At 64.5% G+C, this 24198-nt stretch carries 18 protein-coding genes and 2 pseudogenes; 11 read left to right on the top strand and 9 right to left on the bottom strand.

Annotated features, from left to right (window positions below; genetic code table 11):
- Entirely contained in the window at nt 1-729 is a 729-nt protein-coding gene (locus AB0366_RS14445) for an amino acid ABC transporter ATP-binding protein (protein ID WP_121871593.1), read from the top strand.
- 10 nt (nt 730-739) lie between these two features.
- Here the strand turns inward: AB0366_RS14445 and AB0366_RS14440 are convergent, their stop codons facing one another.
- Genes AB0366_RS14440 through AB0366_RS14425 form a run of 4 tightly spaced genes read right to left on the bottom strand, consistent with a single transcriptional unit; the run spans nt 740 to nt 7381 of the window.
- Nucleotides 740-2386 (bottom strand): glycosyltransferase family 39 protein, encoded by a 1647-nt coding sequence (locus AB0366_RS14440; protein ID WP_347871053.1) that lies wholly within the window; start codon nt 2384-2386, stop codon nt 740-742.
- Complete coding sequence (locus tag AB0366_RS14435) at nt 2383-3891, bottom strand: glycosyltransferase (protein ID WP_347871052.1); 1509 nt, start codon at nt 3889-3891, stop codon at nt 2383-2385. The genes AB0366_RS14440 and AB0366_RS14435 overlap by 4 nt, the downstream gene beginning before the upstream one ends.
- Nucleotides 3888-5414, bottom strand: a complete 1527-nt coding sequence (locus tag AB0366_RS14430) for a hypothetical protein (protein WP_347871051.1) — start codon at nt 5412-5414, stop codon at nt 3888-3890. Before AB0366_RS14430 ends, AB0366_RS14435 begins: the two co-directional genes overlap by 4 nt.
- A complete protein-coding gene (locus AB0366_RS14425; RefSeq protein WP_366244522.1) occupies nt 5411-7381 on the bottom strand; it encodes a hypothetical protein in 1971 nt (656 codons plus the stop codon). Before AB0366_RS14425 ends, AB0366_RS14430 begins: the two co-directional genes overlap by 4 nt.
- 336 nt (nt 7382-7717) lie before the next feature.
- Between AB0366_RS14425 and AB0366_RS14420 the strand changes: the two genes are divergently transcribed.
- Together AB0366_RS14420 and AB0366_RS14415 are read left to right on the top strand one after the other, a co-directional pair.
- Nucleotides 7718-8785, top strand: coding sequence for a beta-mannosidase (locus AB0366_RS14420; RefSeq protein WP_347871056.1), 1068 nt, complete (start codon nt 7718-7720; stop codon nt 8783-8785).
- 72 nt (nt 8786-8857) lie between these two features.
- Nucleotides 8858-10915 (top strand): PhoX family phosphatase, encoded by a 2058-nt coding sequence (locus tag AB0366_RS14415; protein ID WP_347871054.1) that lies wholly within the window; start codon nt 8858-8860, stop codon nt 10913-10915.
- A gap of 106 nt (nt 10916-11021) precedes the next feature.
- Here the strand turns inward: AB0366_RS14415 and AB0366_RS14410 are convergent, their stop codons facing one another.
- Complete coding sequence (locus AB0366_RS14410) at nt 11022-11732, bottom strand: glycoside hydrolase family 25 protein (RefSeq protein WP_366244521.1); 711 nt, start codon at nt 11730-11732, stop codon at nt 11022-11024.
- Between the two features lie 195 nt (nt 11733-11927).
- Here AB0366_RS14410 and AB0366_RS14405 point away from each other — a divergent pair, with 195 nt between their 5' ends.
- Complete coding sequence (locus AB0366_RS14405) at nt 11928-12614, top strand: thioesterase domain-containing protein (RefSeq protein WP_366244520.1); 687 nt, start codon at nt 11928-11930, stop codon at nt 12612-12614.
- A 9-nt stretch (nt 12615-12623) separates the two neighbouring features.
- Here AB0366_RS14405 and AB0366_RS14400 read toward each other — a convergent pair whose 3' ends face one another.
- Nucleotides 12624-13961 carry an amylo-alpha-1,6-glucosidase gene (locus AB0366_RS14400; RefSeq protein WP_121871601.1) on the bottom strand — a complete coding sequence of 446 codons (1338 nt, stop codon included), beginning with the start codon at nt 13959-13961 and terminating at the stop codon, nt 12624-12626.
- A 108-nt stretch (nt 13962-14069) separates the two neighbouring features.
- On the opposite strand from AB0366_RS14400, the gene AB0366_RS14395 reads away from it, so the two are divergent.
- The 3 genes and pseudogenes from AB0366_RS14395 to AB0366_RS14385 all read left to right on the top strand — a co-directional run.
- On the top strand, nt 14070-14585 hold the full coding sequence (locus tag AB0366_RS14395; protein ID WP_366244519.1) for a DinB family protein: 516 nt from the start codon (nt 14070-14072) through the stop codon (nt 14583-14585).
- Between the two features lie 13 nt (nt 14586-14598).
- Complete coding sequence (locus AB0366_RS14390) at nt 14599-15270, top strand: SDR family oxidoreductase (protein ID WP_121871603.1); 672 nt, start codon at nt 14599-14601, stop codon at nt 15268-15270.
- Nucleotides 15271-15505: 235 nt separating this feature from the next.
- Nucleotides 15506-16243: pseudogene (locus AB0366_RS14385) on the top strand (integrase); the annotation flags it as partial.
- Here AB0366_RS14385 and AB0366_RS14380 read toward each other — a convergent pair.
- A complete protein-coding gene (locus AB0366_RS14380) occupies nt 16241-16378 on the bottom strand; it encodes a hypothetical protein (RefSeq protein WP_366244964.1) in 138 nt (45 codons plus the stop codon). The pseudogene AB0366_RS14385 and the gene AB0366_RS14380 sit on opposite strands and share 3 nt — an antisense overlap.
- A gap of 297 nt (nt 16379-16675) precedes the next feature.
- Between AB0366_RS14380 and AB0366_RS14375 the strand changes: the two genes are divergently transcribed.
- Nucleotides 16676-17644, top strand: a complete 969-nt coding sequence (locus tag AB0366_RS14375) for an ATP-binding protein (RefSeq protein WP_366244518.1) — start codon at nt 16676-16678, stop codon at nt 17642-17644.
- Between the two features lie 94 nt (nt 17645-17738).
- On the top strand, nt 17739-20204 hold the full coding sequence (locus AB0366_RS14370; RefSeq protein WP_366244517.1) for a S8 family peptidase: 2466 nt from the start codon (nt 17739-17741) through the stop codon (nt 20202-20204).
- Nucleotides 20205-20489: 285 nt separating this feature from the next.
- On the opposite strand, the pseudogene AB0366_RS14365 reads toward AB0366_RS14370, so the two are convergent.
- A pseudogene (locus tag AB0366_RS14365) lies at nt 20490-20711 on the bottom strand (LuxR C-terminal-related transcriptional regulator); the annotation flags it as partial.
- A gap of 368 nt (nt 20712-21079) precedes the next feature.
- On the opposite strand from AB0366_RS14365, the gene AB0366_RS14360 reads away from it, so the two are divergent.
- Nucleotides 21080-22339 carry a TetR/AcrR family transcriptional regulator gene (locus tag AB0366_RS14360; protein WP_366244516.1) on the top strand — a complete coding sequence of 420 codons (1260 nt, stop codon included), beginning with the start codon at nt 21080-21082 and terminating at the stop codon, nt 22337-22339.
- Nucleotides 22340-22405: 66 nt separating this feature from the next.
- The gene (locus tag AB0366_RS14355) at nt 22406-22831 is read left to right on the top strand and encodes a pyridoxamine 5'-phosphate oxidase family protein (RefSeq protein ID WP_366244515.1); all 426 of its coding nucleotides are present in this window, start codon (nt 22406-22408) and stop codon (nt 22829-22831) included.
- A 19-nt stretch (nt 22832-22850) separates the two neighbouring features.
- Here AB0366_RS14355 and AB0366_RS14350 read toward each other — a convergent pair whose 3' ends face one another.
- The gene (locus AB0366_RS14350) at nt 22851-24125 is read right to left on the bottom strand and encodes a lipase family protein (RefSeq protein WP_366244513.1); all 1275 of its coding nucleotides are present in this window, start codon (nt 24123-24125) and stop codon (nt 22851-22853) included.
- Nucleotides 24126-24198: the final 73 nt, after the last annotated feature.

Below are 24198 nucleotides of genomic sequence, written 5' to 3'. Positions count from 1 at the left end.
ATGACTTCTGTTTCGCTCGCAGGCAAGGACATTCACCTGTCCTTCGGTACCAACAAGGTGCTACGCGGGGTGAGCATCGACGTCCCGGCCGGCACGACCACCACGGTCATCGGCCCGTCGGGCTCGGGCAAGTCGACGCTGCTGCGTGCTCTCAATCGACTGCACGAGCCCGAACAGGGCGACATCCTGCTCGACGGCAAGTCGGTGCTGAAGGACAATCCCGACGAGTTGCGTCAGCGCATCGGCATGGTGTTCCAGCAGTTCAACCTGTTTCCGCACAAGACCGTTGCCGACAACATCGCTCTCGGCCCGCGCAAGCTGCTCGGCCTGTCCAAGGAGGCGGCTCGCGCGGCGGCGATGGATCAGCTCGAGCTGGTCGGACTGACCGACAAGGCGGATTCGCGGCCGGGCAATCTCTCCGGTGGCCAGCAGCAGCGCGTCGCCATCGCGCGAGCACTGGCCATGAAGCCCGAGGTGATGTTCTTCGACGAGGCCACCTCCGCCCTCGACCCCGAGTTGGTCAAGGGTGTGCTGGCTCTGATGGCCGACCTCGCGAAGGGCGGAATGACCATGGTGGTGGTGACCCACGAAATGGGCTTCGCACGATCGGTGTCCAACAGGGTGCTGTTCATGGATCACGGCAGCGCAGTCGAAACCGGAACGCCCGAGCAGTTGTTCGACGATCCGCACACCGATCGACTCAAGACTTTCCTCTCGCAGGTGCTGTAGCGAGACTCGGTCAGCTCGGTACCCGGTACAGCCGCCAATCCGGCTGGTCGGCACCGTCGTTCGGCACTTCGAGGACGAGTGGATACAGATCGGCACCGTTCTCGTAGACCGTCGGATATCGCCGGTTGACCGCGTCGGACACTCCGCGGCCCTCGTTGGGCACCGTCAGCAGATACTGCACACCGGCGGAAGCCGGGTCGTTGAGGATCTTGGTGAAGTCCAGATCGGACGGAACCACGAACTGCTTCGGGTGTTCCGATGCTGCCACGATGGCGAACCCGTAGACGGTGTCGACGAGGATCGACCCCTCGGGGAGGTCCTGGCTGTCGAGGTAGGACGCCAGTCGACGTTCGGTGGAAAAGGAATCGATGACTCGACGTGCCGCCATCGCCTCGGCGTCGTCGGCCGAAGGATGCTGGTCGAAGAGACTGCCGAGAGCGTACTGCTGGCTGGACAACGACGGCTGCAGCATCGCCCACCCCGTCACCGGAAGAGCCAGTGCGCACACCGCCGTTGCCGCCGCCGCGGCGGCAGGGCGCAGCGGCGGGAGCACGGGGCGGTGCCTGCGGTACGCACCTGCGCGCCGGGTTGACCGATCTCCGGCAGCCGGAAACAGTTGCACCACAACGACGGCCGCCAGCGGAATGGCACAGATGAAGAATCTCAGAAATCCGAAAGTCGAGCCGGTGATGTAGCTCGCGGCCTGGAACCCGAGCACCCCGCCGAAAAGCAATGGTGCCACGACGAATTCGAGGTCTCGTCGACGCAGCGCCAGCACCACGGCGAGCGGTAGCGTCACCAACAACGTCGGTCCGAGCGCAACGACGGCGCCGAGCGAGAACAGGCCGGTGCCGATCAGGTCGCCGCTGGACCCACCGGACTGCGTCAGAATCGCGGCGTTTCCGTAGCTCGAGGACAGCTGGGCGAGCGCCTCACCGGTGATCAGCCAGCTCGTGGTGATCCACACCAGAAACACTGCCGTGCCGGGCCCGGCGACGAGTACCGCGTCCAGAATGGCTCTGCGGCGCATGCTTTTCCAGTGCGGCCGACCCCGACGCAGGGCCGTGACGACCGCCACCAGCACTGCGGCCAGAGCTATCGGGACGACGCCCTCGTAGCGGGCGAGGAAGGCGAGAGCCAGTGCGACGCCGGCCAGCAGGAGATCGTGAACGTCGTCGGTGTTCACCCATCGAATCAATCGTCGTACGGCCCAGCAGAGGAAGAACAGGAAGCCTGCCTCGCTCATGCCGTTGGCTCCGTAGAAGACGATCATCGGGTTGATCGCGAAGACGACGGTGATCAGGAGGCTGTATCGACCGGGCAGTCCGCGGTCTCGGCAGATGCCGTTGATCATCACCACTGCACCGGCCATGAACACCGCCGACACCGCGATGCCCGAGATGTTCCACCGAGTGATCGCCGGCCACCACGATGCGAAAGCGACCATCGGTAGCTGTGCCAGGGCCGTCAACGGCGTGAAGATGAAGCCGATGGCCGACACGTGCGGATCGCGGCTGAGCAGCACCGCCTGCGCGGCCGAGGTTCGCGACAGTGCGTCGCCGAGAAGGTAGCCGAAACGCATACTCAGCGTCAGCCCCACCGCCAGGTAACCCGTTAGCGCGCTGACGAACACGATCCACGGTGTTCGCTGTTTCACGTCGCCTTCTCTTCGCCGGCGGCAGGATCGGCGGCGGGGCCGGACAGGCCGTGGAACGTCTTCTCCCAGTAGGACGGATTGCGAACCAGCTGCCAACAGCCCTTGATCGAGGCCACGCTCATCATCACCCAGTACAGGGGCATCGTCAGGCTGGGAACCAGCAGGTAAGCGTTGTCGCTCTCTCGGCTCGCGATCAGATACATGTACACCGTGGCGATGTTGCCCACCACCAGAGACAGCAACGAGAAGTAGTAGATGTACGGCGGAAAGAGCTCGGCAACCAACGTCGGCTGGCCGAGAATCCATGCCGCCGTGGTGAACCAGAAGACCATGTTGATGCACGCCGTGATCGGTGTTCCCGCGAGCAACAATGTGAAGCGGTAGGTGCCGACCGGCCCGAGGGCACGAACCGTCGCGACCGGTCTGCGCATGTGCACCAACCACGTCTGCAGATAGCCCTTGTACCAACGGGAGCGCTGACGGACCCAGTTGATCGGATCGCTGTTGGCCTCCTCGAGAGTGGTGGAGTCCAGCACGGCCGTCGAGTAGCCCGAGGCCGCGATGCGCACACCGAGATCTGCGTCCTCGGTGACGTTGAAGCCGTCCCAGGCTCCCACTTCGTCGATGACATCGCGTCGAAGGTGATTGGAGGTTCCGCCGAGAGGGATCGGCGAGGTGCTGGCCATCAGACCGGGCAGCAGGTACCCGAACCACAGTGCGTAGTCCGCGGTGAACCACCCGGTCAACAGATTCTGAGAACCGTTGTGAAACGCCAACTTCGCCTGCACACACGCCACGGTGTCGGGCAGCCGCTCGAAAGCAGCGACGACTCGGCGCAGTTGCAGTCTCTCGGGCAGATCCTCGGCATCGAAGATCGTGATGATCGTCCCGGTGGCGAAATGCAATCCGTAGTTGCACGCTTTCGGCTTGGTGCGCGGATCGCCTGCGGGCACCAGGACAACGTCCACCAGATCGCTGACGCCGCTGCGCGCGGCCGCCTCGATGGTCACCTCGTCGTCTTCCTCGAGAAGCAACAGAACCTGCAGCTTGTCGGCGGGATAGTCGAGTCCGGTCATCGCCGCGATGAGGTCACCCACCACCTCCGGCTCGTCGTACGCCGGGACCAGAATGGTGTAGTACGGCAACCGATCATCGGGAACGGCGCGGGCCTCCTCGTCGGTCACCGTGACGATCGCCGCCGCGTCCAGACCACGGGAGAACAGCAACAGTCGGTCGATCATCGCCAGCAGGTACCCGATGGTGCAGACGACCGTGACCGCGAGCAGCGTCCCGACCGGGGCGATCACTCCGCAGGCGAGGAGCAGCAGCGCCGCCCCGATCGCCGTGTACTTCTGCCAGGGAACGAATGCAATTGCTGCCGACGCCAACGGATTTCGATCGGCCAATCCATTGATCGCGTCGTCGAGCGCAGTTGCTCGGAACTCTTCGGTTTCCGTTCCGACGCGCGGGGGAGTCGGCCGTTTCCCCATGGGAGTCGTGGTCATCGCGGCTCACCGTTCGCCAGGGCCCATTGCTGGCGAACGAGCCCGGTACCGAAGGTCGTCAACAGCTCACGGTCCTTGTATTCCGGATCGTCGTCGATGGAGATGGCGTTGCCCCGCAGGAAGGTGCCGATCGCCGTACCGAGGTTCGATGCCATCGACGGCATCGGTTGCGGGAACGTGGCATCGAGGTCGTGATTGTCGACGCTGATGACGGTTACACGTTGGAACACGTCGCCTCGTTGCCAATGAAACACGAGCTTGGTCCAGGTGAGCAGCAACGCGTCGCTGACCGAGGTGTAGAGCGCGCCCGTCACCCCGCGTCCGACATCGATGGTCAGGGGTTGGCTGGTGCGCGTGTTGGTCAATCGATACAGGGTGCTCTCCGGATAGACGGCCAGACTGGCCCGATTGGTGGTCGACAGTACGTCGACCACAACGGTCCGTGGCCTCGACCGCATGTCCCACGCGGAATTGCCTTCGTCGGCGCGCATCGTCTGCCGAGTCAGAGTGGCATTGGTACCGAAGAACGCACGGACCCAATCGAATTGCTGCATATCGATCCGGCCGAATCCGACCGGGGGCGCAAGAGGCGTCGATACCGGCCCGGGTGGTCCCAGCGGTGCCGCCACGGGGGTGCGGTCCGGTAGGGGAACGAGAGCCAGGATCGCCGCTGCCACGATCGCGACGACGATCGAGCTCGGCGACCACTTCGCCGTCGGGACAGCGAGGCGGCGCGGCTGACGCTCGTCGAATCGGCCGCGACGGGCAGCGAGATAGAAGGCGACTCCGGTGACTGCTGCCGCGCCGACGGTCGGGACGAGCTGCAGCCAGACGATGTCGATCTGTGGCCACAGTGCCAACATCAGTGCAGCAACTGCGAAACCGGACAGTGCGGTGCACACGAACCCGAGCCAGCCGCGGCGTCTGGTTCGGCCGACGGCGATGGCACCGGCGATTCCTGCCAAGAGCACCATCACCGCCGCGTATGCGAGACGGCTCCCGCCCAACCCGATGGCGACCAATCGGTAACCCAACGGACTCAATGCGAGCAGCAACAGCCAGACGGACCAGAACCGACCTACCGGCCGCAGGCCGAACATCAGTATCGCGCCACCGAAGAAGAACGCCAGCGCCGCAAGAACATCCAGGTGCGCCAGCTCGTACTGGTCGGCGTAGCGCGGCAGCCACAGCGCCTTGATGGCGATGGACACCAGCAAGCCGATCCCGCCGACGATGTTGTCGGTCTGACGATCGTGAATGGGCAACTCGTCGGCCCTACGCCGCGCGACACCCTGCGCCGCAACGACAGCGAGGAGTGGCAACACGAAGATGTACGCGGTGATGGCACCGTCGGACGCCTCCTGCGCCAGCCGCACCCAGGTGGGAAGGAATGCGAGAACGATACAGGCGAGGAGAACCACCCAGCGCACGACCAGGACGTCGAGCGGACGCCGTGCTCGCCACCGAGGCGGCGCACTCGGCGTCGGCTCCGCGCCGGTGTTCGGTGCCGTGTCCACCGTCATGTCGAGTCGCTGTGCCGGCTCGGCTCGGTCGTCGACCGGCGCGTTCGCAGCGCGACCACGAGTGCGCCGACGCCGGCGACTGCCAGTACCGCAAGACCGATTCCCACGACGAGCACCGTCGTTCGGTCGGGGGTGTCGTCGGACGCCGCCACGGTGTCGTCCGCACCGGACAGGGCAGCGCTGGACAATGAGATCGGTTCGGTGTTCTGTGCGGCGAACACGATGTCGCCGTCGAGCGCGAACCACCGATCCGGGTCGCCGTCGAGCCAGGACAACATGGCGTCGAATCGGTCCGGTGCCGAGTTCCAGGATCCCACGAGTACAGCGTTGTTCTGCACCGACGTGACCTGCACCGTCGCGAAGGGCTGAGCGGTGTCGACCGTCAATTCGGTGGCACCGCCGGCGGAGTCCGGGTCGGCGATCCGGAATGTCGTCTCGTCGATGGACGACAGCGGCAGCGTCACCGTGTCCGGCAGATCCGAGGCCGGGGCGATCACGAGCGCGGGGGCGCTACCGTCGAGCGCCTGATCCATCGACACGACCTCCGGCACGAGTGGAAGACTCGACAGACGCTGCAGTCCGGTTGCCATCGTGACCGCTCGGACGACTCCCGCGTAGGACTCGTCGGCCAGCGCAATCTCGAACTGCGGCATCAGCGCCTGTGGCATCGATCGCAGTCCCAGCGGAGCCGGTGTCGAGGAATCGGACGACCGCACCACAGTCGAACCGTCCACGGTCACACTCGTATCGGCGGCCGCGGAGCAACCACCGCTGCCCGTGGGCGGTGGATGGTCGACGGAAATGTCGAGCGTCTCCACGCGGGACAGTGCCGAATTCGGAATGTCGATCCATCGGTCGAGCCGACCGGTGTCGTCGGCCTCCCACACTGCGAGCGGTGACCCGTTCACCGTGGCCCGCACCGAGCCCGCGCCCGGCGTGTAGCTGCCGATCAGGTGCACGGACAGGTTTGCTGCGGACCGGCCGAGCCGCGTCTGATCGATCGTGATCGACGCCGTCGCCGTGGCACCGCCCGAACCGGTCACCGTGCCGATCCCGAGATCGTCGAGCGTGATCGATTCGGGTGCGAGCTGAGCTTTCGGAGCGGACGGTCCCGCCAAAGCAGAGGTGGCAACTGCAATCTCGGAAAGATCGCTGGTGATCAGGCGGGCCTGATCGGTCAGATCCGATCCGGTACCGGTGAGGTACATGCGCGGCGGGGCCTGCTCGAGGGGATAGATCAGCTCGGCCCCGGCATCGGAGTTCTTCGCCAGGACGACCGACCTCTCGAGCGGACCGTCCGGAGCTGCTCCCTGCAGCTCGCTGTCCGGCCGAACGACGACCTGAACCGGCTGCGATCCGTAGCGATGGACTATAGACGTCGCCACAATCGTTGCTGCGGTGATCGTTTCGCGATCCGGCTCGGACGGAACGAACACCGTGAGCTTGCGCAGCAGGACCGGCAGGAATTCCGCGACGGTGGCCGGCACAGCGAATTGTCCTGTGTAGTCGACGGACGCGTCGAGGAGACGGACCGCGTCGGAATCCGGATCCGGGCAGTACCGATCGTCGGGGATCAACGAGGGGATCAGGTCGAGTGCGATCACCCCGTCGACCGTCTGTGCTGCGGCCAGAGGAATCGACACCGGGGTCGTCGGTGCCGCGTTGTCGAGGGTGATGCGGGTGATCGGTCGACCGTCCGATTCGACGTCGACCCATCCACGGTCGAGCCAGGCCGGTGTGGTCAGCACACCGGTGAGGGTCGACGGAACCGAGCCCGCGGGGGACGGAACTGTCAGCCGAGTGCGTTCTCCCGTCAGGTCAACCGTGGTGGATCGGCCCAGACCCAATTCGGCGAAGGTCGATCGGCTGAAATCCTGATCGGTCGGTTGCGCCGACGCCACCGTGACCGGAATCAGCAACGGAATCACAGCGAGAATTACTGCGGAAGCAACGCGAACGATTCGCATAGGAATTGGTCCAGCCTTCGATGAATGAAACGTAAAGACCATGAGGGTATCGCGCACTATCGATCTCGCACGCCCCGGAGGACAATACGCCGATGTTCGGGCGTCTCGAATTCCCTCGAGAAACAGACTGGGAGACAGGATAATTGAGATGTATCAGCGGTGCTGTCCTCGCAGGTCGAATAGGGACGAATTCAACCCGAGATATTCCACGGAAGCACTATTCGTCATCGGGGATGCTGTGCCGGTGTCGACGACTTCGGAATTCGCCGACGGGCGTCTAGCATTACGCCGATGCGGATCGTTTCGATGTTTTCGCGGTGCGCACTCGGCACGGCAATGGTGCTGTCCCTCGCACTGAGCACCGGCGTGCCCGACGCGGCTGCGGCCCCCGAGACCGGTGCCCGCGTCACCGCGAGCGCCGACGGTCTCGCACTCGACGGGAATCCCTGGTGGCCGACCGGATTCAATGCCTATCAGCTCGCGACCGATTGGTCGATCAACGCAGGGTGCGGAGCGATGGTCGACCTGGACAGCTACTTCGGCGCACTGCCTCCGCATTCACTGACGCGATTCAATGCATTCCAATCGTTGGCGATCGACCGATTCGCCGGCGCACTCGATTTTCGCCCGATGGACGCGGTCTTCGCGGCGGCCGAGGCACACGGACAACTCGTCGTCCCGGTTCTCTCGCCACAGGACGGGGCCTGTGAGGGAAACGTCTTCAAAGGCAGGCAGTGGTACATCGACGGATGGACGACGCCCCCTGCCGTCGCCGACACGAATGCGGTGACGAGCTTCGAGCAGTGGATGCTCACCGCTGTGAACCGGTGGAAGGATTCGCCCGCGCTGGCGGCCTGGGAATTGGTCGGTGAACCGGAAACCAGCTCGTGCACCGACGCGGCGTGCTCCTGGACCACCCGAACCTGCACCGCCGATGCCGCCGAAGTTCTGCGGTCCTTCTTCGACACCGCGGGGCAACAACTCCGCTCGGTCGATTCCCGCACCCTGATCACCGCCGGTCTCACCGGCGGCGGGCAGTGCGGAAGCCAGGGTGACGAGTACGAGTACCTCGCCCAGTCGTCGTTCGTCGATGTGCTGCAGTACCACGACTACGGATCCGACGGCGTGCCGCTGCCCGGAGATCAATGGAACGGTTTGCAGCGGCGGATCATTCAGAGCGCTGCGGTGGGCAAACCCCTCCTGGTCGGGGAGATCGGCCAACTCGCCGGTTCGTGTGGCGACATCGGCGCTCGCGCAACGAGTATCGCCACCAAAATCGACGGCCAACGTGCCGCGGGCACAGCGGGAGCTCTGCTGTGGGCATTCGTACCCGACCCGCGGCCGGCCGAGTGCACCTACGACATCGGACCCGGCGATCCGCTGTGGCAGACGATCGGACCTTAGGGCATCCTCGTTGTCCGCGACTTCACCTGGACGTTCCTTTACTTTCGCTTTTGGGTGACAGCGTGCCCACTCATGAAGCCACTACCCTTGTTCGCTGTTCACGACGGAAGCTCGAAGCGATCATCATTGACGTGCAAGTACAAGTGCGGGGATGCATGTTTCCACGAGGTTCCCAATACGTCGAAGGGTGAGTACTTCGGCGACATCGTCAAGACCGCGATGTCGCGGCGCGGCGTCATCAAGGGCGGTGCCATGGCGGTGCTCGCCGTAGGCGCGGGCAGCGCTCTCGCGGCGTGCTCGACCGACGAGCCGGCCACCACCGGGGGCGCAACCTCGAGCACGTCGGGTGCCGACACCCCGCCCGTCGACGGCGTGGATTTCGTTGCGGTGGAGCCGAACACCGAGGATGCGGTGATGGTTCCGGAGGGTCACGAGCAGGCCGTAGTCATCCGCTGGGGAGATCCGGTGCTCGAGGGCGCTCCGGCGTTCGACTTCGACAACCAGACCGGTGCGGCGCAGGCGATGCAGTTCGGCTTCAACAACGACTTCGCGGGCCTGCTGCCGGTGGAGGGAACCCCGAACGCGTACCTGCTGGTGGTCAGCCACGAGTACACCACCGAGCCGGCAATGTTCAAGGGCTACGACGAGGAGAACCCGACGCGCGAGCAGTTCGACGTCGCCATGGCTGCACACGGTCTGACGGTGGTCGAGGTTCGGGGCGAGGGCAACTCGGGCAAGCTCACCCCCGCCATGGGGCGCTACAACCGTCGCTTGACGGCAACCTCGGAGTTCCTCGTCACGGGTCCGGCCGCGGGCAGTGATCTGCTCAAGACCAGCGCCGATCCGACGGGCACCCGGGTGCTCGGCACTCTCAACAACTGTGCAGGCGGTGTGACACCGTGGGGCACAGTGCTCTCCGGTGAGGAGAACTTCAACCAGTACTTCGGCAACGCCGAGTCGGTCACCGAGACTGCCGCCGCCGAGCGCCTCGCTCGCTACGGCATCGAAGGTGCGGCCAGCGACCGCCGGTGGGAGACCTTCGATCCTCGCTTCGACCTGGCGCAGGAGCCCAACGAGCCCAACCGATTCGGCTATATCGTCGAGCTGAACCCGTGGGATCCGCAGTCGACGCCGATCAAGCACACCGCGATGGGACGCTTCAAGCACGAGGCCGCCACCATCTACGTCACCGACGACGGCACCGTCGTCGCCTACAGCGGTGACGACGAGCGCTTCGACTACATGTACAAGTTCGTCTCGAGCCGCAAGATGATGCCCGGTACCGGCGCGGCCGCGATGCGCAACAACATGACGTTGCTCGACGCGGGCACGCTGTACGTCGCGGTCCTGACCGGCGACTCGCCCGACGAGATCGACGGCTCCGGTGAGTTGCCCGCCAGCGGCGAGTTCAAAGGCACCGGAACGTGGATCCCGTTGCTGCGCACCAACGAGGACGGCCGCGGCGAGTCCCTGGTCGACGGTATGAACGCCGAGGAGGTCGCGGTGTTCACCCGCCTGGCCGCCGATCAGGTGGGCGCAACCAAGATGGACCGTCCGGAGGACTTCGAGCCGAACCCGGTGACCGGCAAGGTGTACGTGGCGCTGACCAACAACACCAACCGCGGGACCGAGGGCAGGGCCGCCGCAGACGAGGCCAATCCACGCAACGAGAACAAGAACGGTCAGATCCTCGAGATCGACGACGATCACGCGGGAACGGACTTCACCTGGAATCTGCTGCTGGTGTGCGGTGATCCCGACGAGGCCGATACCTACTTCGGCGGATTCGACAAGAGCCAGGTCAGTCCCATCTCGTGCCCGGACAACCTGGCCTTCGACCCGCAGGGCAACCTGTGGATCTCCACCGACGGCAACGCCCTCGACTCCAACGACGGCCTGTTCGCCGTGGTCCTCGACGGCCCTCGTCGCGGTGAGACACGGCAGTACCTGACGGTGCCGGTCGGTGCCGAGACCTGCGGTCCCATCGTCACAGCGGAGCGCGTCATGGTGTGCGTCCAGCACCCGGGCGAGGTCGATGACTCCAGTGCCGATGCTCCCGCGTCGCATTGGCCCGACGGCGGCGACGCCCAGCCGCGGCCCTCCGTCGTCGCAGTGTGGAAGTCGGCGTAGCAGTTCAGGATCGACAGTGAACCGAAGGTGCCCGTAGTCGAAGACACTCGACTGCGGGCGCTTTCGCCTTACCGTTGTTCTTGCGAGACGTACAGGTGGACAGGCGTCACCATCGAGCGAGTGCCCGCAGCGATTCGGGTGTGCCCGCATAGTGATTGATGTCGGTACGCCCGTCGATTCCGGGAATCGTGCCGCGGTCGGTGTACTGCCAGAACAGCCAGTTCGTCCAGCCGCCGGGCAGCGGCCCCAGCTCGTCGTTGTAGTCGGCGATCCACAGCGGATAGTTGTTGAACTCATGGGTGTCGGCCATCGCCGTCCGCCAGAAGTTCGGATAGGTGTAGATGATCGGCTGACGGCCGGTCAGCGTCTGGACGGTATCGAGGTACCGGTGCGTCCAGTCGATCACCTCGGCCGGCGACCTCCCCTTCGCATCTTCGAGGTCGAGCACCGGCGGCAGATCGCCCGGACCGTTGATGCCCAGCACCAGTGCCGAGTAGTACGCGCCCTGCAACTCGGGAGAGAGCGTCACATCGGCGTAGTGGTACGCCCCGCGCGCCACGTTTGCCGTGCGCATGACGACGGAATCCTCGACGAAGTACGGGTTGACGTAATCCAGACCCTCGGTGGCCTTGACCATCGCGAATCCGTGGCCTGCAGCCTTGACGGCATGCCAATCGATCGCGGTGCCGTCGATGTGTTGCCACGACGAGACGTCCGGGCCCTGCGGAACGGCCGACGCGATGCCGGGCGCAGCACAGGCGATGACACCGGCCGAGAACAATCCGAACAGGGCACGCGACGTGCGGGAGAAGACCACCCGGGTGAGATTAGGGGCCCGGACCTGGGCACTCAATGGTGAACAATCACTAATGCGTTCTGTCCACAGACGTGGTTGAGTCCTCGGTAATGAGACGTGGGTAACACTCACGCCGCCGACAGCGACATACCCAGAGTCGGCACGAACTAACCCAATGGAAACACGAACTACATCTCTTGGCTCGGAGGCGCACCCATGACTGTCGTGAACGATCTATCGCATCTGGCTCTCACGGAACTCGACCCGTCCGACTACGCGGTGCCGACCATCGCGCCGATCCGAACCACCGGAGACCTCGATCCCGTGTTCTGCATCCACCCCCTGGTGGGTCTGGTCGATTGCTACGCGGGCCTGGCAGCCCACGTCGACGACGACCGCCCCATCTACGGCGTCCAGGTACCCGCGTCAGGTGAGCGCGCCGAGTCCCTCGCAGCATTGGCGGCGCAGTACGCCGACGACATCGTTCGCATCCAGACCGACGGCACTGTCCACCTCCTGGGCATGTCGTTCGGTGGAGTTCTCGCCCACGCCATCGCCGTCGAACTGCAGAACCGGGGCGTCACCGTCGGTGCACTGACTTTGCTCGACAGCGACCCTGTCCGGGCCCGCGCCGAGGGCGCAGATCTCCTCGGAGCCATGGGCGACGAGATCGATCGCAGTCACGTCGAGGAACTGCTCGCCGTTGCGTCGCACAACGACGAACTCGTCCAGCGCCACCTGCCCGGCATCTACTTCGGCAACGTCCTCGCCGTCTCGTCCCTCGGTACCGACTCCGGTTCCGCGTGGCATCCCTTCGTCTGCGGCACCGTCGCCAAGTACCTCGTACCCGACGCCACCTCGTTCGATGTCGTCGGCCCCCTCGTCGACAGCTACCTCGGCTGACCCTTCTCGCTACCCCAGCCAGTCGAGCACGGCCGCGGCCGTCCAGGATTGCTGCATGCTACCGAGCGGCTTGCCGGTGAACGGCTCGTAATACTCGGCGAAGCTGCCGTCGCTGGCCTGGCGCAGGCCTTCGTCACGCAACGACAGTGACCGCTCCGACCACCCACGACGCGCGAACGCCCACGAGAACAGCCACGTCATCACCGGCCACACCGGCCCGCGCCAGTACTCACGGGCACGGAAGTCCTTCGACACCGGGGACGTGGATGGTGGAACCGCGTACCGCAGATCCGGATGCCCGCAGAACCGGGTGCCCTCGAAAAGCCGGATCAGGTTGCGTTCCTGCTCGCGGGGCAGTCCACCGCACAGCAACGGTGCGAACATCGCGATGGTCTCGGTGCCGATCCATTGGCCCGTCCGCAGATCGAAGTCACGGGCCCCACCGGAGCGCGCGTCCGTCGTCGCGATGACTCCCTTGCGGAACTTCTCCGCCCACGACCGCAGCTCCCGAACATCGGAGTGAGGACGCGAATGGTCCTCGCCGATGGTCGCGAGCACATCGCATGCCACCGCGAAGATGGCGCTGACGAACACATCCTCGACGGCGAAGCTCATCTTCGTCTTCAATGCATCGTCGTCGTACCCGACCTGCTTCATCTCCTCCACCAGCCAGATGTAGCGGTCGTACTCGAGATTGCTGGGCCGCTGGGAGGAATCGGAGATCACCGCCTTGTCCTCTCGGAAATACGGATCCATCTCTCCCGGAACCACATTTGCGTAGGCCGAATCCCAACGCGGAGAATTGTCCATCCCCGACTCCCAGCCGTGGAAGACCGCGATCCGTCCGTTGTCGTCGACATCGCGGGCCTGGGCGAGCCATCGATGCCACCGCACGAGATCACCCCAGCGCCGATCGAGAAACTCCTCGGCGACGGCACGCGTCGTACGTCCGTGGCGCTTGGAGTGATCGAGGATGCGCTGCACCGCGATCGCGTGGACCGGTGGTTGGGTGATCCCCGAGGTCTGCGGGCTCATCGGTGCGTGCGACGCGAGCGTCCCGGTGGCCCACCGCGCAGGCCCGGGGAAGTAGCCGTCGACACCGTTGGCGAAGACGATGTGCGGGATCATCCCGTTCTTCCACTGCGCGGAGAGCAAGGTGTCCATTTCCACCACGGCCCGCTCCACGCTCAGCGGAGCCAGCCCTACGGAGACGAACGCCGCATCCCAGCTCCACATGTGCGGGTACAGCCGTGGGGCCGCGCTGGTCATGGTGCCCAGGTCGTTACCCCTGAGCAGATATGCCGCGCGCGCCGCCAGCTGCGTGGAAGTGAAACCTCGATCGCCCATGCAGATAGTTTGCGTCCGCGCGCGGAATTCCGCTTGTTTCGATTGCGGACCGAACCTGTCCTCGATTGTTCCTAGTGTGGGTTTCACCAGCCCACCCAGGAGGAAACAATGACCACCGAGAACATCGACATCACCAAGATGCTCGACGAACAGCGCGCGAACTTCCTCATCACCGTCCGCGGAATCGACGACGAGCAGGCGCGCGCCCGCACGACCGCCAGCGAGCTGACCCTCGGCGGGCTGCTGCATCACGTGATCAGCAACGAACAACACTGGATGAAGGTGATCGCCGACCTCGACGAGACGGCCGAGTTCGACATGGAATCCGCCGGCGGCGAGTACGTCATGGCGGACGACGAAACCGTGGCGGGGTTGATCGCCGAATGGGAGAAGGTGGCGCGCTCGACCGCCGAGGCCCTCTCGACGCTGGATCTCGATCTGTCGGTGCCGGTCCCGACGGCACCCTGGGCACCCGAACGCGTCTGGCAGAGTGCACGATTCACGGTGCTGCACATCCTGCGCGAGATCTCCCAGCATGCGGGACATGCAGACATCATTCGCGAAGAACTCGACGGAGCGAACACCACCCAGACCTGGGCGGCCGCGGCGGGGATGAGCTTCTAGCTAACCTGGCTTCATGACTCGTACTGCGTTGGTGACCGGAGCAAGCCGTGGCCTCGGAGCCCACATCGCCCGACTGCTCGCCCCGGATCACCACGTCTTGCTCGGCGGACGATCGGCCGAGTCTCTCGAGCCGATCGCGTCGGAGCTGGCAGGAGCTACCCCGTGGCCGGTGGAACTGACCGATCCCGACGCGGTGGCGGCGGCTGCGTCGGGCATCGATTCTCTGGACGTGTTGGTGCACAACGCCGGAGTCGCGGCGCTGGGCACCGTCGAGGAGTCGACGGCGGAGGACTGGCGGCGACAGTACGAGGTGAACGTCATCGCCGTCGTCGAGCTGACTCGACTGCTCCTACCGGCGCTGCGAAAGGCGAACGGTCATGTGGTGCTGATCAATTCGGGTGCCGGAATTCGTGCGAACCCCGGTTGGGGCGGCTACGCGGCGAGCAAGTTCGCGCTACGGGCCTTCGGTGATGCACTGCGACTGGAGGAGCCGACGCTTCGCGTCACCTCGATTCATCCCGGACGTATAGACACCGAGATGCAGCGCGAGATCGTTGCCCATGAGGGTGGGGAGTACGACGGCTCGAAGTTCTTGCAGCCCAGTACCGTTGCCCGTGCAGTACGCAATGCCATCGATACGCCTGCCGACGCTCATCCGACAGAGTTGGTGCTTCGCACCAGGTGAGCGGAACTTCGTAGTGGGGGTCGAGTTTCTGCTCACGACAGAGGGTTTGGCGTGGATTGAGGAACTCGGGCGCGCTGTTAACTATGTAGATCGAATTCTCGCAACGCCTCGATCGAAACGCCAGTTCAGCGCAGTTCTGCCGTGCGGACGTGTCGGTGCGCTGCGAAAGGCTTCCGGGAAGGACTTCAGGCCAGGCCGAACCCCTGCGGTGGCCATCTCTGAGAGCGTCGGGCCGATGTCTGTGGAACCTGAGACTCCGCCCGCCCGCCGTCGCGAAGCCGATCGCGAGCGCTGTGCAGTCGTCCCGTTCCGAGGGAACGCGAAAGACATACGCAGCCGCGTGGAGACGCTTCACCAGCTGGTGCACGTCGAATGGTCACGTGACATTGCCGGCGCACCCGATCACCGTCGCCGCCTATCTCATCGATGCCGCCGACACCCGGACCGAAGCAGGAGAGCGGGCCTACGCCGTTGCCACCTTCGGCACGTGGATCGCGGCGATCAACCATCGACACGGCACCACCGGCCACCTCTCACCGTCCGCGCATGAGATCGTCGCAGCGACCCTGTCGGGCATACGACGCGAGTACGGCGCGGAAGCAATGCCGAGGCTGGGCCGACGAGGTCCTGGAGCGCCGCAATTCGGCGATCCTGCTGCTCGGATTCGCCGGCGCATTCCATCGCAGCGAACTCGGAGCTCGTGTGCGGGGACGTTGCCGTGCATCGGCATGACGGACTCCACATCCGGCTAAGGAAGTCGAAAACCGACCAGGAAGGAAGGGGAGCGGTGAAAGCGCTGCCGTACACAGACTCTCACGACACCTGCCCGCCCTGTGCGTACGTCCGGTGGGTGAAGGTCGTCGCCGCATTCGACGTCTGTGGCCGCCCGTCGGTCAGACGGCTACTGCGTAAGCGGGACCCGTTCGACGCGCATGTGTGCCGTGGGGGAGTCCCCCGCACCGCCGCCCGGTCACGCCTTGGGCACGAACTTGGCCACCGCTGAGGAGCCATCGGCCGCCCGGACCTGGTACATCTTCCCGAATCCGCCTTCGCCGTCGGCCAAGGGGACGCCCCTTGTCCATATGCCGCACTCCAGCTCGATTTCCATGACCTGAGCCTATGGCTCCCTACAGACAGCCAGTCTCGGGCAGGAGTCCCCTGGGCCCACTCAGGTCTAGTTGGCCTCGACCAATGCCATCTCAGCACCGCGGCCTCCGCCTCATCCGGCGAACACTGGGTTAGTCGCCTCGGTGGACGTTCACGAAGCGGCGTCGACTCCGCCGGATCGACATAGAAACCGCATCGTGCAGTGGGCCGGGTCGTTTCAGGTGCCTGGGGGTGGTGGACCGTAGACTGTCGCGGAGATCGATCCTGCCGAGGCGGGCCCACGCTGCGAGGAGGGATGATGGCTGGACTTGGTGAACACATCACCGCCATGGTCCGCAGTCATGCTTCCGGCGATGACTCGGCCTTTTACTCCGTGGCCTTGCAGATCGCGGCTCGTGAGGCGCGCCAGGGCCACCATGTGCTGGCAGATGACATCAAGAAGGCCGTCGATGCGTCTCGTAGTGTGACGCCTCATAGCAATGTCACCAAGCTCGCACAGCCGCGCGGTGATCTGGCTGATTTGATCGAGGTCAGCCACCCCGAGGTCAACTTGCGGAACCTGGTCGGGCCGGGCGAGTTGATGGACCTGCTCAAGCAGGTAATTGCGGAGCAGCGTCAGCGCAAGAGGCTGCTCGAGCACGGTTTTGACCCGACTCATCGACTCCTGTTGGAGGGGCCGCCGGGTACGGGCAAGACCATGACAGCGGCGGTGTTGGCCCACGAATTGTCCTTGCCGATGTTCACGGTGCGTCTGGACAGTCTGCTGAGCAAGTACATGGGCGAGACCGCCGGAAAGCTACGACAGGTGTTCGACGCCGTGGCGCAACGTCGTGGCGTGTATTTGTTCGATGAGTTCGACGCTCTTGGCGCTGATCGGTCGGGTAACGATGTCGGTGAGGCTCGACGCATTCTGAACTCCTTCCTGGTGTTCTTGGAGCAAGCCAGCCCCGAGAGCATCGTGATTTCGGCGACCAATCACCGCGCCATTCTTGACAAGGCGTTGTTCCGCCGGTTCGACATGGTGCTCACCTATCACCTTCCCGACACCGCCCAAGCCCGCGCCGTCATCAAGGGACGGCTCGGTTCGTTGATGAAGGGCATACGCTGGGACAGCATCGACACCAGCACCAAGGGCCTGAGCCATGCAGACCTGGTTAAGGCGGCGGAGGCTGCCGCAAAGAGCGTCTTGATGCGCGGTCAGATGGTGATCCGCGCCGAGGATCTCGTTTCAGCGCTTGAGGCTCGTCGATCGGCGAGCGGTGGCTGAGGAACTCCGGCATCTGACCCACCTGCACGTTCTTGATCGTGTTCGGAGTGAGGACTTCACTCGCGGTGGCAGAGGCAACCCGAAAGTTAGGCCCGTGGAGTACCGCGCCCACGGGCTTGCGCTCAAGGGGCAGCTCGATGACGCGTTCACCGAGACCGACGCGGCCCGCACAAGTATCAACTTGAGTGCCGATGAGCTGAGAGCGTTAGGGAGCATCATCACCCTGGAGGGCGAGGACGCAACCTATCCGCTGAAGATCGAGTCACTGGAGAAGTTCACCCGCGGAAGCGCGAAAAAGCAGAAGGTGCCGCAGTGGCTGCTGCTGTCGGTGCAGCCTGACACCAGTAATCTGCCTGAACGGGCTGTGGTGTGGGTCGCCGACGCCTACCGGACACAGTTCCTGAAGATCTTCGAGAACTACCTGACCCGGAAGAGCATCAAAGCGGCCGAGGACAAGTGGGAGACTCCGGAAGGCAATCCTGCCAACCGCGCCCTGGTCGCCAATATCTCCCGCATCCGTCAGACCATCCTCGATGACCTCTGGCAGTCCGAAGGCGAGCCGCCCAAGCACGGAACCCAATGGTGGGAACTGTGGCTGGACCCAGCTCAGCACAGCACCGACGTCCTGAGCGGATTCGCCACAGCACTAAATCTGCGGCTCCTCGAGCGCTCGTTGGTTCTCAACGACCGCGTCGTGGTGTGGATCAGCGCGACGTGGCAGCAGCTGGAGATACTGCCCTTCACCAGCGTCCCAATCGCGGAGATCCGCCGTCCCGAGTTCATTGACACAATTGAAGACCTGCTCCCCGAGGAACAAGACGAGTACGTCAGCGACCTCGCCGCCCGTGTGGTCGCTGCGTCCGCGGAGTCACCCGCGGTGTGCCACCTCGACACTGGCGTGGCGCGGTCCCACCGGCTCCTGGCGGACTCCCTCGACCCGACTGATCTGCACACGGTCATCGGTACCTCCGGCTTTGACGCTCAAGGGCACGGGACTGCAATGGCCGGTCTGGCGTTGTTCGGGCCGCTGGATGACCTGTTGACCGGATCGGGCGACGTGCAGCTGCATCATCGGCTGGAGTCGGTTCGGGTGCTTCCCGATCCCGGAGAACCCAACACCGATCCCCGCGATTACGGGACGGTCACCGTCGACGCGGTCGCCCGCACCGAGGCCACGACACAGCGGCGCCGCGTGTTCTGCATGCCCATCTCCACCGATCCGGACCGGCCCGGTGTACCGACGCTGTGGTCATCGACGGTCGACGCACTGGCCGTGGGGACCGACATCGTCCGCGACGGCGAGCAACTCAAGCTGCTGACCGCTCCCGATCCGGAGGCGAGCCGCCTCATCGTCGTCGCCGCTGGGAACGTAGGCACCTACACTGTCGACCACCGCACCGAGTCCGATACCTCAGCGGTGGAAGACCCCGCGCAGGCGTGGAACGCACTGACTGTAGGTGCCCACACCAACCTGATCGACACTCCGGTCCATCCGGACTTTGCCGGTTGGACCGCGATGGCTGACGAAGGGGAACTCTCGCCTCACAGCAGAACGTCTTTGCTGTTCGGCAAACGCACGTGGCCCATCAAGCCCGACATCTGCTTCGAAGGCGGCAACGTCCTCACCGACGGCGCGACCGGCTTTCACGATCAGCACCCACTCTTGACGCTGCGCTCCACCGGCATCGGCAACAGTCTGGCGTTGACGTCTGCGAACGCCACCAGTGCCGCCACCGCTCAGGCGTCGAGGCTTGCCGCGCTGATGATCGCGCACTACCCCGAGTACTGGTCCGAGACCCTACGCGGACTCATGGTGCATGCCGCCGAATGGACACCGGCGATGCGTGCCGAATTCGACGCCACCGGAACGAAGAAGGAACCCAAGCTCGACCTGCTCCGCCGGTATGGGTGGGGCGTGCCCACTGAGGACGCGGTTCTACGATCCTCGCGACAGTCCGTCACTCTCGTTACGCAGGACACCTTCGTCCCATTCGAGGGCACCGACTACAAGATGCGCAGGTTCAGGCTGCATGCCCTCCCGTGGCCCGCCGAAGTCCTGGAAAGCATCGGAGCCGGCGACGTCACATTGAAGGTCACGCTTTCCTATTTCGTCGAACCCTCCGCCTCGCGCCGCGGATGGCGGCAGCGCTACTCCTACGCATCCCACCTCCTGCGGTTCGACCTCAAGGCCCCGACCGACCTCACCGAGGCCGAGTTCATCGCGCGCCTGAATCGTGAGGCCGAGAACGACGAAGACTCCTCTCGCGCCTCACGATCATCCGGTTCGGACAAGCGCTGGCTGATCGGCCCCAACCAACGGAACCTCGGTTCGCTTCACCAGGACGTGTGGGAAGGCTCGGGGCAGGAACTCGCCGCCTGCGGCGTAGTCGGCGTCTATCCCGTCGGCGGGTGGTGGAAGCGAAACCGTCGCAAAGACCGGCTCGACCTGCCCATTCGCTACTCGCTCATCGTCTCGTTAAGGACCCAGGAACAGGGCGTCGACCTCTACACGCCTATTGCAACCGACCTCCAGGTGCCGGTCGCCATCGAAGCCACATAGCCCGTTGGCTCTGCCGGCACGCACGTCGCGGCCACCGTTCCTAGTTCACCTAATGTCGGGAGGCCACCCCACGTAGCAGTCGTGTGTGACGGTCTCGATGCGGGTGCTCAGCGCAGGTGAGGGCAGAAAGCTGTCGATACACGTTGACTGCGGCTGAGATTAACCGTCTTATCGGTGGGGTCGCGTCAACATTCCTTGATGTGCGGTAACTGTCGTTTCCGCATCGTCTCACGGTGCTTATGCGCTGAATTCGCCTGCGCGAGTGTCAGAAGAATTTGTCAGGACTCACAGGTCGTCGAGTGTCACGATGCCGTCCTGCAGTGCCCGGGCGACCAATGCCGCCTTCGTCGGAGCAGCTCTACCCACGCGGGAGTACTTGTCGCGGATTCGCGTCAGGTGCGTGTTGACGGTTCCCAATGCGATGTGGAGACGGGCCCCGACGTCGACTTTGGAGTCGCAGTCCAACCAGACCTTCAGGACGGTGACCTCACGCTCGGTCAATCCGGGAGATGCGTACACCGGCGCAGCCTGCGGTGGCCGGCTCTGCACCCGCACCGGAGGTTGGGTGGAACGTGTCACGGGCTGCCTGGTACCGAGCGGTGCCAGAACTCGCGGCTGTATGTGGGGTCGATGACCGATCAACACCATGTGTGCCTCCTCGCGATATCGGCCGACAACACGAACTCTCGGCCCGATGTGCATCTGACCACGGCCCGCGAATCCCCTGCAACACAAACTAATTCGAGTACCGTCTCGTTTAAGGGGTTCGAACTAACCCAACGTGTAGTTGGTTGTAAACCATGCGCACAACACTCTCGGATTGCTATGGTTCGAGGTCCATTCCGGTGCTGTGCAGTCTGTAGAGGCGGTAGTCGTTGAACACCAAGCCGACCCCGCGCGAGCAGTTCCTTCAGACCGGCTACCGGCTGCTGGACGAACTCGATACCACCGATCTGGCGCGATCGCTCTCCATCGCGGCCGTCGTCGACGGTGCAGGTCTGTCCCATCAGACCTTCCACAACGCCTACCCCGGCAACTCACGCAGCGGTGGATCCGGCGGCAAGGAGGCGTTCGTCGCGGATCTGCTGGACAACCTCACCGTGAACTACAGCGGGACCGTCGCGCCCACCGACCCGCCGACCGGATGGCGCGACGCGGCTGCGCCGGTGTCCGCCCTGTTCGACGACCTGACGTCGGGATTGATGCGGCGCCGCCTGATCGCCGTTCTGTTCGCAGCCGACCACGACGGAGCCCGCAAGGCAGTCACCCCGGAATTCGAACGCCTCGATGCAGACTTCCGCACCGTGGTGGGTCAGGCGATCCAGGCCCAGGGTGGGTCCGTACGTCGGCCGATGTCGTTGACGTCCCTGTCCACTGCCCTGGGCGCACTTCTCGACGGCTACGCGCTCCGCGAGATGCTCACGCCGGGTTCGGTTGCCACGGCAGAGGTAGCCGACGCAGTCACCTCGATGCTGCGTTGGGCCATCGACCCGGTGCATTCCGATCGGAATGCACCGGAACCCGACCCCGTCGACGCGCTCGAGGATGCCGCTTCCCTCCGCCCCGATCTGGAGGCCGATGTCATCACGGCTACGGAGGCGCTCTTCCTCGACAACGGATACTTCCTGGTCACGCTCGCGGACATCGCCGCAGCGGCAAAGATACGAGTCGAAGATCTTCGACGCCTGTTTCCCAGCAAAGTCGACATCATCGTCGCCGCATTGAAGCCCGAGTTCGATCGCGTCCAACGGTTGCGACGAGCCGATGAACGCCTCGGCATCGAGCCCGCCGTTGCACTGCAGCGCACTCTGATCTCGCTGGGGGAGTTCGTGATCAACAACCGGGCGATGAGCTCGGGGATGCTCCTCGCCCTGAGCTTCGAGCAGTTCCAGCAGCCGAGCACGATCACGACCGTGATCGAGAACCTCTACCTCCCCGCCGCCGTCGTCCCCATCCTCGAACGCGGACGCGAAACCGGTGTGTTCAGCGACGAGGCACCCGCGCCCGAGGTGGCGGTCATGCTGACCAACAATGTTCTCTTCCGATGCCTGACGCGTCCCACCGAAACTGCGTCCGACGTCGTCACCGGTGTGCTGCGAGTACTGATGCCGGGCGTCTCGACCAGGACGCCCTGACATCACCCGGCCCAAGGGTGCGTCGCACGTCTGGAACTTCGACAGCGAAAGTCCTACGGTTGTTTCATGGCACTGTCGAAGGCAGAACGCGAAGAATTTCTGGCCGAGTCTCACGTCGCCGCGCTGTCCGTCTCCGCGGGCCCGGATCGTGGTCCGTTGACCGTCCCCATCTGGTACGACTACACCCCCGGCTCCCAGGCGTGGGTCCTCACCGGGAAGACGTCCAAGAAGGCCGAATTGATCAGAGCTGCACAGCGTTTCACGCTCATGATCGAACAGTCGAATCCGACCATCAGATACGTATCCGTCGAGGGTCCGGTCACTCGCGAAGAGCCGTGCACCCCGGACCTCCTGCGCGCCATGGCTGCCCGCTACCTGCCACCGGAGAAGGTCGACGGCTATCTCGAGATGGCCGAGAGCGAGCACGAGGAAAGCGTGGTGTTCTACCTGCAGCCGGAGCATTGGCTGTCGGCCGATCTGGGCGCGATCTGAAAGACCACGCGGGTTCGTACTACGGAGTCGGTGCCAGGCTGTTTCCGGGTGGGATGGTTCCGCAGTTGCTGCGCGTCGGCCCACCGGCAAACCGCTCTGTCAGGAACTGCAGGCTCTGCGCCTCGAACACCGGGAAGGCTTCGCTGTGCGTCAAGCCGTCGTACTGCGCGTACTGCACATCGACGCCCCGGCCGCAGTACCCGTACGCCAGCCCCTGCACGTCGCCGGTGATCATGACGGTGTCGCCGATCGGATCGGCGTGCCCGACAGCCAGGAACATCGGCGTCCCCGGAGTGCCCTGACTGCCCATGATGTTGTCGTCGATCGCGGCCACCACCTCGGGTACGTCCAGCAGGGAGTTGTACGGGGCCTTGACCATCGAGGCGTCGGTGAGTGTCGGGTAGTCGTCGGCGAACTGAGCGATGCACTCCTGATCGACCTGATCGATCACCTCGAGGCCGTAGTCGGAGATGAAACCGTTCAGGTCGAGGCCGTACGCACGTTCGTAGGCGACGATCAGTGCCGGGATGACACCCGCCCACTGCTTGTTGCCGCTGACGTACGGCAGGTTGTGAGCCAGGTCGACCGGCAGCCCGCCGGCCGCCACACCGACGAGATTCAGCTCGGGTGCGTACTCGGAGCCAATTTCGGCACCCCACTGCGTCGGCACGGATCCGCCGGAGTACCCGACCATGCCGACGGGCGTGCTCGACGGAAGCTGCAGGAAGGACTGAGCCGCACGAATGCCGTCCAGCGCTGCGTAGCCCGACTGCCGCCCGATCGTCCACTCGAGCTCCTCACCCTCGTAATCCGGCACGACGACGGTGTAGCCGGCTGCGAGGTAGCCGGCTATGACCGCCTGTTCCGCACCGGCAATGGGACTCGTGGACCCGCCGCTGAGTGTGTACGAGGGATTGCACTGAGAGCCGAGGGCGTCGTAGGCCATGTGGTACGAGACGATCCGCGTCGGCCCGGGGACCAAGGGCCGCAGCACAGTGGCGACCGTGACGACGCCGTCGCCCTGCTGATCGGTAGTGCTGTAGAGAACCTGGCCACCCGTGATCGGCGTCGGCTGGGTCGGCGTACGGAACGTCATGGGCCTCGACCGCAGCACCGTCCCTGGGGAGACATCCAGGCCACCGTCCCAATCGTAGAACGGATCGTCGGCAGGTATCGGTGAGCCGGGTCCCGGATCCGCCTGTGCAACAGGAATACTCACCAGTGTTACGGACCCGAGAAGTAGAACGACGGAGGCCACCAGCCTCACCGCAAACCCTCTACCAGCCTGTGACATGGAACAATTAAACCCCTGCGAACTCGAAGTTGTGGACGGAAATCGCCAGATTTTCATCCACAACTTCGAGTTC

The sequence above is a fragment of the Rhodococcus sp. NPDC076796 genome (assembly GCF_040702765.1).
Classification (GTDB): Bacteria; Actinomycetota; Actinomycetes; order Mycobacteriales; family Mycobacteriaceae; genus Rhodococcoides.
The sequence above is the reverse complement of the archived record's forward strand: the minus strand, read 5'-3'. Positions and strand labels throughout refer to the sequence as shown.